The sequence below is a fragment of the Almyronema sp. genome (genome assembly GCF_052168255.1).
Taxonomy (GTDB): domain Bacteria; phylum Cyanobacteriota; class Cyanobacteriia; order Phormidesmidales; family Phormidesmidaceae; genus Sphaerothrix; species Sphaerothrix epifaneia.
Window position 1 is genome coordinate 88763 of the sequence record NZ_JBQLZL010000023.1, and the last position, 11520, is coordinate 100282.

7 protein-coding genes are annotated in these 11520 nt (G+C 48.3%); 2 read left to right on the forward strand and 5 right to left on the reverse strand.

Annotated features, from left to right (window positions below; genetic code table 11):
- Positions 1-34: 34 nt before the first annotated feature.
- The 4 genes from hpsA to ACTS3T_RS04215 all read right to left on the reverse strand — a co-directional run bounded on the left by hpsA (position 35) and on the right by ACTS3T_RS04215 (position 8064).
- Positions 35-4651, reverse strand: coding sequence for a hormogonium polysaccharide biosynthesis protein HpsA (gene hpsA, locus ACTS3T_RS04200; protein WP_377964388.1), 4617 nt, complete (start codon positions 4649-4651; stop codon positions 35-37).
- A 487-nt stretch (positions 4652-5138) separates the two neighbouring features.
- Positions 5139-6296 carry a glycosyltransferase gene (locus tag ACTS3T_RS04205; RefSeq protein WP_462934807.1) on the reverse strand — a complete coding sequence of 386 codons (1158 nt, stop codon included), beginning with the start codon at positions 6294-6296 and terminating at the stop codon, positions 5139-5141.
- 424 nt (positions 6297-6720) lie between these two features.
- Positions 6721-6957 carry a 50S ribosomal protein L28 gene (gene rpmB / locus ACTS3T_RS04210; RefSeq protein WP_377964392.1) on the reverse strand — a complete coding sequence of 79 codons (237 nt, stop codon included), beginning with the start codon at positions 6955-6957 and terminating at the stop codon, positions 6721-6723.
- Positions 6958-7155: 198 nt separating this feature from the next.
- Entirely contained in the window at positions 7156-8064 is a 909-nt protein-coding gene (locus ACTS3T_RS04215) for an aldo/keto reductase (protein ID WP_377964394.1), read from the reverse strand.
- A 707-nt stretch (positions 8065-8771) separates the two neighbouring features.
- On the opposite strand from ACTS3T_RS04215, the gene ACTS3T_RS04220 reads away from it, so the two are divergent.
- Both ACTS3T_RS04220 and ACTS3T_RS04225 read left to right on the forward strand, forming a co-directional pair.
- Positions 8772-9458, forward strand: coding sequence for a manganese catalase family protein (locus tag ACTS3T_RS04220; protein WP_377964396.1), 687 nt, complete (start codon positions 8772-8774; stop codon positions 9456-9458).
- 168 nt (positions 9459-9626) lie between these two features.
- Positions 9627-10385: a ZIP family metal transporter gene (locus ACTS3T_RS04225; RefSeq protein ID WP_377964398.1), complete on the forward strand. Its 759-nt coding sequence runs from the start codon at positions 9627-9629 to the stop codon at positions 10383-10385.
- Positions 10386-10399: 14 nt separating this feature from the next.
- On the opposite strand, the gene ACTS3T_RS04230 is transcribed toward ACTS3T_RS04225, so the two are convergent.
- A complete protein-coding gene (locus tag ACTS3T_RS04230) occupies positions 10400-11359 on the reverse strand; it encodes an aldo/keto reductase family protein (protein ID WP_377964400.1) in 960 nt (319 codons plus the stop codon).
- Positions 11360-11520 lie beyond the last annotated feature (161 nt).

Here is an 11520-nt window from a genome sequence, read left to right on the forward strand (position 1 = left end):
CCTAACCTCCTGGCACGATAACTGGCTAATCGGACTATCTCGGACAAACATTCGGCCCATTAACCGTTCGCTGCTCATCCAGAAACGCTGTTGATTCCCCAGCAGCTTTAGCGCAGCGTAGATTGAGAATGTAAGGATCATCTGCTGGTAGTTCCCGGTAGAACTCGCTCCGGGGAGCAGGTGAGTCAACAAATCGACTAGAAATCGGGCCGGGCGGAACATAGAGCTGAGCTACGTCGTAACCCCAGTTACGTTCTGGCGCGCCATAAGCCACGTTGCGCTCAAGACTGGTGTCAGGAGCTGTTGTACTTGGCTCCCAGCGATCTTGGTCAAACGGGGCTGTTGCCGCTCGGCTAAAGCTGAGTTGGAAAAGACTGCCGTAAAGATAAAGTGTCCTCTTGGTGGTGGCACCTCCGGTAGGTGCTTCATTCCAATACTCCAGCAAACGGGGGAAGTTATGCAGTCCGCCATAAGCTTGTCCGGCTCTCATGGGTACAATCCCAGAAATAATTAGGGCATACACATAGGTATCTGCTGCACCAATCTGATTGTTTTGCCGGAAGCGGCTCAATCTACCGTGGTCGAAGTTCATGAGGATAGCCGCGTTATTTGCAGCACCTGTTCCCTCACCATCAAAGCCAACATCTAGCGCCGTAGCGCCATCAGAAAGGGCAAACTCAGCATTTCGGCCAACCCAAATCGGTGAAGAAATCTCGCCTAAAGGCGCACTTGCAGGAACTTCTCTAGCCCATCGATCGGCTGCAAATCGAGCTTGGTTAGTATCTTCAAAATAGAAGCGATTGGCATTGGTGTAAGAGGTTGCAGCAGCATATTCACCCCGCTCAATAGCTCCCATACCGGGAGAATACAGCGTAAAGAAGTCTTCAACGCTGCCATCTTTGAAGTTGTCAGACAAAATAGTGACTGCATCAGCCAGGATTTCAACTGGACGCCAGTAATCAACATCGGGATTGGCGAAATTATCGACGTTTCGCTTGTCAATTGTGCGGCCATTGTAGAAAGGCGCACCGAAACCCACACCACCGTTGAGCAAGGTTTGAGGACTGGCAAACTCCTCTAACAAACCAGAGCGGGTACCATCGCTACTGTGTAAGTTGAAATCTCCCTGAATATAGACTGAGTTGTCTGTTACAAAGGTCAAGCCAGATTGTCGATCTAGCGCGTCACTAATATCAACGCCGTTTCTCAAGCGGAAGCCGTGAGGACGCCGTTCAGGATCGGCATAAAAGTCTACAGGCTTAGCACTGATCAGATTAGAGTCGTTGAGAGGAGGATCTTGGCCGACGAAAGAAGTACTAGCCTTGGGCATTGACATGAAACAAGCGGTCGTTGCGGGCAGTTCACTGAGCTGATCGCAGTTACCCCAGGTCGTACCAGTCGGTCGAATGATTTCGTCTTCGCGAACAGCATCTTCACGGAAGGCATAGACAATTCCTCGGCCCGATCGCTCTGCATCATCCGTTAGCCAGTAGTCAGTGCCATCTGGATTGGTGTTTTGCGAAAGCAACTCTAAATTGACGTCGAGAACACGGACGCTTAACAATTCGCGTCCATCGTATAGTCCTTTATCAATTAGAGAAATTGTTCTGCCATCATAGCCACCTGAACCATCATCGCCATTGATACTAAACGCCTGATCAAGCGCATCAGGGTCAGTTAGCGCTGTACCAGACTCAGTGGGTAAAGTCCAACCGGCATAGGTGAGCGATCCACTGGAGATGCCTCTTGGAGTGGCCGCAATGTTGCTAACAGTTACAGCGCCAAAGCTATTAGTTTCACCATAATCAGTAACAACCTGCTCAATGTATTCTTCAGTTGCGGGCTGGGTTGTGGTAAAAGCGACAGAGGCTCCTGAACCATCCTGGTCGTGGTCAAAGTTAGGAAAGACGTAGAACAAGGAGGGATATTTGGGCGGATGAGCTGCCGAACAGAAAGCCAAGCCCAAGGAGATTTGAGCGTCAGGATCGGTTACCGAAGAAAATTCAGTACTTGGATCACACGTTAGCTCGAAGGAAGCAGCCGCATAGGCAGGAATCGTACCTCCGGGATTGGCGAAGTCTAATGTCTTTCCGGTTATGAAGCCTAAATCGCGATCGCGCTCAATCTGGCGATACTGAGCCAAAATTTTCGCTCTTTCCTTAACGGTTGCAGAAGCAGCCGACGCTTCTAGCGCCTTTGACCACTGATCTGCGGTGGCCGTAGTTGGCGTGCTGACGGCACCGCTAGTTACCAATCCGGTGAGGGCAGTAGCTACGTCAGCTAAACCATCTGTTCCTGTAGTGGCAACAACCGCGTCGTACTCTCCTTTGAGGCTGTTGATGTTGTAGGCCAAAAGTTCTAACGTACAGGCGGCGGAATGTAGAGTAGATTTGTCTGCCGGACTCAACGAGCCGTAGGATACACCACTATCTAAAACTTTCCGCAGCGGTGAAAAGTCGCCCCACATCGCCATCTGAGGATAGGGGTGAATATCCGAATCTTGGACAGGCGTAAACGAAGGTGCGCCTCCATTCGGGTCACCCGCAAAATAAGCTAGGTTTCTCAGAGCCTTACCTAAATCGCTAGCGCTGCCAATAGCACTGCCAAAGCCAGCATCAGTGGTAATGCCGTTGAAGCCAAATTCCCAGCCATTGGTGCCGTAGCCACTGAAGAAATCTGCTTTTAGGGCACTACTTTCGGGATACAGATCAAACTGACGGCTGTTGATAACCGTTTGGGGGGTGCCGGGATGGGCGGTCAGCGCAATACAGGCTAATGGAAAATCGCCGGATTCAGTTTCGTAGTGGTAAACCACCATGCCTTGCACAGCCGCTAAGTTATCGCCAAGCGATTTGTGCTGCCAGCGCTCGTTGACGCCAACTGTATTGGTACCAGAGCTATTATCAGAAGATCCAGAAGTATCCACACTAAGGGCATTTAATTCGGCAATGGGATAAAGCGGATCTTTATCGGCTTGATAAACAAGCTGTTGACTGGTGTTGTAGGTGTAGTTCCAACCCGCAGGATTGCCAAGTTCTAAACGCTGACCCACAATCAGGCGCATACCTGTAGCGATCGCTCTGCGCTCCCAATAACCGTCTAGTCCCTCTGCTGGGTCAACCAAACTCACAAGCTCAGAGTTAGTAGCAGTATCAATTTCGTCCCCGACGTTGGTACCGCTATAGTCAGCAATATCAAAGTCACTACCATAGGTCGGCTGAGGACCCCAGCGATTGTCGGCTCTAAACGCGTCATCAACGTTGGGGATAAACGATTCACCTTTCTCAAACCGCGCCATTGCTTGCGAATCAAATACCTCAGTCCAGGTACTATCATCAACATGCTGATGTCTCCCTTCGGTAAACAGCGCGATAGGGTCAGTTGCTATTTGAATCGGTAAGGCTCCTGCACCAGGATTGACAGAATCATTACCTGCTGCAAAGTTATTAAGACTGGGGGCGGTAGTCTGGTTGGTAAAAACATGAACCTTGACACCGCTTGTGCCAAAGACGTTACCTTTAATGCTGCCAGCAATTACCTGACCGTTGTAGTCATCGTCATTTCTAATTTCAATTTCAGACGCATCTTTGCTGTAGAGGCAAGAATTGTGGGAGCTAATCATGTGAGCTTGCAAATCGGCGGAAACAAAAAGATTTCCCTCAGTATGCATTGCTCCATTCCAGTTGAATTCTTCACCTGGATAAACATCCATGTCGTAGCGGAACCAAGCTCCCCACTTGTTACCACTAATAGATTGGCGCGATTGCTGAAATTCTAAAGTCTGGATACTACGGCTAACATCGTTCAGGTCAACGACATACACATCAACCTGAAAGTTTTTCTGTAAAGCAGCTGAGTCACCAAAACCCACCACTTGCCAGCCTTCTCCCGGATCAAGCGACGAGGCTGTTGCCGCAGAGGCCAGCGCTGCTGCACACTGGCTACTCGCATCACTGGTTTCGAGAGGCCCGGTTCGAGTCACTAGGTTGTCAGCTTTCTCTTGTAAATCGCTATCGCCGACGCTGACCAACACGTCATCATCGTCATCGCGAGCCTTGTCGGTAATCAAAATGGAGTAGATAATCCATTCATTGTCTTCATCGACAACGCCATCTCCATTGACATCAGCGTTGAACGCCCAAGCGTTGTCAATTTCATCGGGGGCGGGTTCTAGATTAGAATCAGCTTCGGGGCCGTTAATATTAAGGGCAATTTCGTCCGGCAAACGATAAGGCGTTTCACCTACGCCAATCCCCGGAAAAGAACTAACCGGATCGCCGTTGTTCAACATCATGCTGTTGAGGTAGGCACTGCTTGGCAAGCCTGCAGTAATGCGATTGTCTTCGCGAAAGAGATACTCGATTTTGGCCTTAGCTCGATCGACAGCAGGCGTTGCCGCATTGATAATTACCTGCTGCTGACGCTCAACAATTGCTTGTTCTGAACGGCTGTAGGCTCGATAGGTCAAAGCTCCTGCGGTCAACGCCACCATCAATAGCAGCAAAATTGTGGTTGGAAGTACGAAGCCTGCAGTCGCCGCTGCCGGACGGCGATTCCACAACAGCAAATTACGTAGTAAGTAAGTAACGAATCGTTTTGTAATTTGCTTGGGTAGCTTTCGTAGAACCCTGACTAGCTTGCGGGGTGACATATCTGCCTTCCTCTTCAGCGTTAAATGATTATTTAGAAGTTAAGGAGACTGGCGATCGCAGACACAAACGATCAACCTGATAAAAACACATCAGCGCGATCGCGCTACGAGGTTGCTGTGAACCTCTGTTGTATAAACGAAATATGAAGAAACCGTGATGGTATGGTCAGTGAACAGGCTACCCGCCTTATTTGAGAAAACGATCAGGTAGTGTAAGAAAACAGCTCAAGCTTAATCAGCACCCTAAAGTCTTAGAATCGCAAGGCGATCGCGATCCCATACCTGATAGTACACATTAGCTTTAAGCTTGGCTTCCGAGAACCTATGGAGTTTTGTGCCAAACAAGCGCAATCGGCCAAGTTTCATATCAGCATTCAGTGAGCCAATAGAGGATACTACATCCTCTACCCCGGTATTTACGGTTGTACCTTTAAGCTGTCACTTAGCCTGTTGCAAACGCTTGAATGAGTCCCGGCAAATCCGCCTATTATTGGGATTTAGCGAGAACTTCTGTATATAAATTGATGTAACGCTCAGCTTGACGCTCTACCGTAAATTTTTCCTCAACCGTCTGTCGAGCCTTTTGCGAAAGCATCTGCCAGCGTTGCGGATCGGCTAAAACCCAAGCAATCCCTGTAGCCAAGTCTTCAGCATCAAATGGCTGCGCACAATAGCCATTGTGCTGATGGTCAACACTCTCCGTCAATCCAGTTGCTTTAAAGGCAACCACAGGGGTGCCACAAGCCATAGCTTCAATCGCTGTTTTGCCAAACGCCTCTTCTGTAGAAGGTACAACCATCACATCAGCCGCTGAATAAGCAAGAGCCAATGTCGTAGTATCATACAGCCGCCCTAAGAACTTGGTTTCCAACCCCAAATCGATCGCTTGTCGCGGTTGAGCCGCACCAAATACAACCGCTTCAGCCTGCAAATGGGGATAGCGATTGGCAAACAAAGGTAGCGCCTGTACCAAGTGATGCCAGCCTTTGCGTTTATCAGCGGTGGCACTCAAAGCACCAAACAAAATCAACTTTTTATCTTGAGTTAGCCCTAAAGCTTCGCGAGCCACTGACTTGCGAATAGGGTAATAGCTATTGGCATCGATTGCGTTGGCAATTACCTTGGGCTGATAGGTTCCTAGCAAGCTACTCCGCTGAGCGCAATCAGCAATCCAGTGGCTAATCCCTACAACTGTAATATCTGCCGACTCAAAAGCCCGATGCTTGCGCCACCAGCCGCGACGAGACAAATCATTATTTTGGGTAGAACCCAGTTGAGGGCAAGCTCCACACTGAGCTTCGTAACGGTTACAGCTACCTGCGTAGTAGCATCCTCCGGTAAAGTGAGACATGTCTCGCAGAGTCAAGACAATGGGCTTGTTAAATTTGGGCAGTTCTTCGGGTCTAACGAAGCCGTTTCCTATCCAGTGAACATTGATTAAATCTGGAGCGATCGCTTTGACCTGGGGCGCAATATTGCTGGGAAAAGCGCTTGTGGCAAATTGCGATGTTGCCTTGTTGCGGTACTTTCTGAGGGGAAAATATTCAAAGCTGAGGCGAATTCCCTCAGAGACTTTATCAATACCTTTTACTCGCGGCGACCCTAGCACAGTGGGATCGTTGCTCAACTTGTTAGAAACCAACATTTGGGAGTCAACGCCAGCTCGCAGTAAGGCTCTATGTAGCCAATAAGCACCTCGTGCGGCCCCCCCTTCTAAATCCGACGTGCTTAGGTGAAGTACTCGCATAATCCTAACTGAGAAGGTTGAGACACCACTCAACCTACCCTAAAAGAACTCGCAGGTAACTGGCGAAGCGACATCTGTTTCGTATCAGCCAAAAATCAGTCAGCTTTCGTGGCGAACTGATTGATAATCCAGTACCTAAGGCTAGGGCGATCGCTTTTCAGTCAGCTTAAGCCAAGCCCATCCCGCTGTGAAGCTTAGATGTTTCTGATTAAATGCAAGAAGCGATAGAGCTAAACGCCCTATCGCTCAAATGCTTCAATCTTTAATCTGAGGCCAACAAGTCTACCGGGAGTAGATTTGAAGATAGCTGCAATCGTGGCGATTAATACTGGTTTAGATCAATCCCTGCTTCACGCGCCATTGCTTCAATTCCTTTAGACTGCAACGTTTTAATAGCTTTGGTTGAGATTCGCAGCTTGACCCAGCGATTACCCGCAGGCCACCAAATGCGCTTGTTTTGCAGGTTAGCGTGTTGTAGTCGCTTAGTGCGACGGTGAGAGTGGGAAACAGCATAGGCGTTGTTTGCCTTCTTTCCGGTTAATTCACACTTGCGGGCCATGAGCTTCTCCAGACAGTCAAATTGAGCATTGAACAGTTTTTTATTGTACCGCAGTTTCTAAAGCTGCCAAGGCATCACTGAAAAGTCATCCTCACTAACAGCGACAAACCGTCAGCTAGCCGTATGTCTACAATCAATTTGTTTAATATCTACAGCCAACTCCCCCTTGCAGCCTGACTACACCGCCTATTTCCTTGGCTAGGCAGCCGGAACCCCCAACCATTCGGGATTTAGAGCGGTAGCATCAAACTGGTTATCAGTCTTAAACGGTTCGTAGCGGCCATTAGCGGCAACTGCCGCCGTACGAGACAAAAGGGCTGTGACTTCTTCGGCGCTCATGGGCTTAAAGGTATCAGCCGCCGCGATCGCTTGATCCAAAATCTCCATACTGTCGATACCAGTAATAACCACAGAGGTAGGTAAGTTGAGCGCGTAATGGAGACATTCAATGGGTTTGACCACGTTACTTTTGAGGATATGGCCATCTCCCATAGATTTCATCCCCAGCACCCCCATACCGTGTTCGATTAAAGTGGGTAAAACAGAGTGCTGAAAACTGCGAAAGTGAGCATCCATAACGTTTAGGGGCATCTGTACCGCGTCAAAGTGAAAATCGTGCTCTTTGGCAATGTCTAACATGCGCAAATGCACCAGCGGATCTTTATGCCCGGTGAAGCCAATGTAGCGAATTTTGCCAGCTTGCTTCGCGTCTAAAAAAGCAGCCGCTGCACCATCTTCAGCAAAGATGCGATCAGGATCTTCTAGCCGAATCACCTCATGAAATTGCAGCAAGTCCACCTGATCAGTTTGTAATCGCTTGAGAGATTCGTCAATTTGTTGAGAGGCTAAAGCTTTGGTACGGCCATCAATTTTAGTCATCAAGAAGACCTGATTGCGGTAGCCATCTTGCAGAGCCTTACCCATGCGAATCTCGCTGGTACCCTTGTTGTAATCCCAGCAGTTATCCATAAAGGTAATACCGCGATCGATGGCACTGCGAATAATCTGAATGCTTTCTTGCTCATCTTTTTGCTGGCCAATATGAAAGCCCCCCAAGCCAATAGCTGAAACTGTTTCCTGGGTATTGCCAAGCGTTCTATATAGCATATGAAATTTAGTAAACTAAGTAATTTTTGGCTAGCTATTTGTACAGATGAAGAATAGTCTTGCCTAAATCGCTCTCTTTTGGAGTTAGCGGATGAAGGTAATTTTGTAGCTTTTGTGTAGGGTAAAGCTGTTCACTTAAAAATGCCTCTACCAAAAGGCTTACAGCCTATGTCTGTCAAAGGGATGCTGACAAGTTTGCTGAAGCTAAATTTATCGTAATTTGTTTGGCTTTTAAGTCATCAGGCATCTATGCCATGGCTCCAAATAGATGGCTTTTTGATCGCTATGATTAGATAAAACTATTTCTGTAGATCCTGGTTACTCAACCACTGTTTAACAAGATTTGCAAAATCAATCTAAGTACTCGATTTTGTCTTAGGGTTTAGAAAACTAATAATTTTTTGAATCAATAGGCATATTTTTAGCTTTAAAAAATAGTCAAAAATACGAACTGGTTTACCTAAAGATCTACCTTTGATTAGGCGACATTCAGTTTTTAGCAATTTTTCTTGGTTAAGAAGAACAAGTAACGCCTTAGACGAGGTACTAATCGCTAAATTTGAGGCTTGATTATGTATGCCTTTTGAGGAATTCGTTCAACAGTTTGTTTAGTTAGGCTATAGCTAGCGTCGATTACGTTGCAAATCGAATGACGCTTTGGAAAATTTTCCAGCTTTACCCTCAATTACGTAGTAGAAAGAGAGCTTATGTTTTTCCACAAAAAAGAAACGATTCAGCCCGTTAACGTCTCTGAAGCCCATCCTCGTTTTGCTCAACTTTTGTTAGAGCAGTTTGGCGGTGCGACGGGAGAGTTGACTGCGGCCTTACAATACTGGGTGCAGTCCTTCCATTGTGAGAATCCTGGTATTAAAGATATGTTGCAGGACATCGCGATCGAAGAATTTAGCCACCTTGAAATGATTGGTAAATTGATCGAAGCTCACACTAAGAATGTAGATCAGACCGAAGCCTACAAGAGTACTTTGTTTGCAGTGCGGGGTATGGGGCCTCACTTTTTAGACAGTCAAGGGTCTTCTTGGACCGCTACCTACATCAATGAAGGCGGCGATGTAGTGCGAGACTTACGGGCAGACATTGCGGCAGAAGCTGGGGCACGTCAAACGTATGAGGAGCTGATTAAACTTGCTCCTGACGAAGGGACAAAGAAGACGCTTGTGCATCTACTAACGCGTGAAATTTCTCACACCAAGATGTTCATGCTGGCTCTAGATTCTTTGGGTAAGCTGACCGATCCACTATTCGGCAATGTCGAACCCGATGACACCGTTGATATTTATTACAACCTGTCTCAAAATGGCAAAGATGAACGCGGCCCCTGGAATTCTGACAAAGATTTCAAATATATTGCCGATCCGCTTAAATCTCACCAGTAAATTGGATTTGAGTTCCTATCTAACAATCGCTGTTTTGCTAGAGTACGACTTGCTCTGTTCTTTGCAAATGGGATAGGTAGTAATTTTTGCGAGATATGATTGATGGCGACCTCGGTGTTAAGGCGGAGGTCGCCGCTTTTGATGAGCTATCAAGTTGGCTTTGGGTCTATGATTCCACTCAGGTTGCAAGCAGGGCTTTGGGGGTTACTGGCCGGATCAGCTCTATTGCTAGGGGCAGGGGTTGGCTATTATGCTCGAATTCCGCAAAAGGCGATCGCGGTGATTATGGCATTTGGTGCAGGTGTGCTGATTTCTGCGCTGGCTTTTGAACTCATGGATGAAGCTTATAGTCGCGGTGGCTTTGACTCAACGGCGTTGGGCTTTTTGGGGGGCGCTGTTATTTACACCCTGGCCAACGGATATTTAGCTGAGCAAGGCGCACGCCATCGTAAACGTTCTGGTCAGCAGCAACCCAAGGAAGACGAAAGCCAGGGAAGCGGGTTGGCGATCGCCATCGGTGCCCTTTTAGACGGCATTCCAGAGTCAATTGCCATTGGCATCAGCATGATTGAGGGGGGTACGGTGAGCTGGGTGACAGTGGCAGCCGTCTTTCTCTCTAACGTACCAGAAGGACTTTCTAGCGCCGCTGGCATGAAGCAGGCCGGACGCTCTTGGCGCTATATCTTTGGCGTTTGGGGGTTAATCTCGCTGGTTTCAGCGGCGGCAGCCTTAGCGGGCTATTCTCTTTTCAGCCATTTTTCTACAGAAATTATTGCCGCGACCATTGCGATCGCGGCAGGCGCTATCTTAGCGATGATTTCCGACACCATGATGCCGGAAGCCTTTGAGCAAGCTCATGACTTTGCTGGATTAATCACCGTCTGCGGCTTTCTCACAGCTTTTATTCTCAGCAAACTGGGGGGATGATTTCTCGCTTTTCCTTAGCGGCTCGCTGGCTGAGGCAAAGCCGGGGCTAAGACCTGATCAATTGCTTGCAGGACTTCGTCACTGAGTTCAACGCCAGAGGCGGCGGCATTATCCGCTAGTTGTTCGGGGCGACTAGCGCCGACGATGGCAGCAGATACTCGCTGGTCACGCAAAATCCAAGCCAGTGCCAATTGCGCCATAGAAAGATTGAGTTGCTCAGCAATGGGGCGCAATTTTTGAACTGCTTTGAGCGTGCGATCGCTGCGTAAATCTCGCATAAAGCTATTCATTTTGTCGTTGGCTGCCCGTGAGTTGGCAGGGGGAGCTTCTCCGGGTTGATATTTACCCGTCAACACCCCTTGAGCTAGCGGCGACCAAACAATTTGTCCAATGCCGTTATCGGCACACAGGGGAAACACTTTTGCTTCTGGCTGACGCCACAACATCGAATACTGGGGCTGGCTAGAAACGAATTTCTCTACATTGGGCAAATCTAGCGCTGCCTGAATTTGGGCTGGATTCCACTCGCTAAAGCCGATGTAGCGGGCTTTGCCTTGCCTGACGACTTCGCTTAGAGCGGTCATTGTTTCTTCTAAAGGGGTGTCAGCGTCGTAGCGATGGCACTGGTAGAGATCAACATAGTCGGTGCGCAAACGTTGAAGAGAAGCGTCAATTTGTTTATGAATTTGTGCTGCTGACAAACCTTGATCGGTGTCTGACATGGGAAAGTAAACTTTGGTCGCCAGGATATAAGAAGCGCGATCGCGTCCCTGTAGTACCTCGCCCAAAAATGCTTCTGCCGCACCTCGGCCATAAACATTGGCGGTGTCAATAAAGTTAATGCCCACCTCAAAAGCTTTGTGGACGCAAGCTTCGGCTTGCTGACGCTCAACGCCGCCACTATAGGTTAGCCAGGAGCCTAAGGCAATTTCCGAAACGTTGAGGTCACTACTGCCAAGTTGTCGATATTTCATAGTTGTTGGTTGGTTAAATGAATTAAAGGCGGTAAAGTCGGCTCTAGCCCATTGGGTGGAAGGGCTGCTAAAGGCAAAAGAGTGAGAGCAGAGGGCAGAAGGAAAGCTTTTCTGTTAGTGGCTTTCAGCCATTGAAGTGCCTCAACGCTAGTGGCAACAGC

Bases quoted from the DNA above. Each gene is read 5' to 3' on its own strand.
- ACTS3T_RS04220 (WP_377964396.1), top strand. From the start codon at position 8,772: ATGTTTTTCCACAAAAAAGAAACGATTCAGCCCGTTAACGTCTCTGAA.
- ACTS3T_RS04215 (WP_377964394.1), bottom strand. From the start codon at position 8,064: ATGCTATATAGAACGCTTGGCAATACCCAGGAAACAGTTTCAGCTATT.
- ACTS3T_RS04205 (WP_462934807.1), bottom strand. From the start codon at position 6,296: ATGTTGGTTTCTAACAAGTTGAGCAACGATCCCACTGTGCTAGGGTCG.
- ACTS3T_RS04230 (WP_377964400.1), bottom strand. From the start codon at position 11,359: ATGAAATATCGACAACTTGGCAGTAGTGACCTCAACGTTTCGGAAATT.
- ACTS3T_RS04225 (WP_377964398.1), top strand. From the start codon at position 9,627: ATGATTCCACTCAGGTTGCAAGCAGGGCTTTGGGGGTTACTGGCCGGA.
- rpmB (WP_377964392.1), bottom strand. From the start codon at position 6,957: ATGGCCCGCAAGTGTGAATTAACCGGAAAGAAGGCAAACAACGCCTAT.
- hpsA (WP_377964388.1), bottom strand. From the start codon at position 4,651: ATGTCACCCCGCAAGCTAGTCAGGGTTCTACGAAAGCTACCCAAGCAA.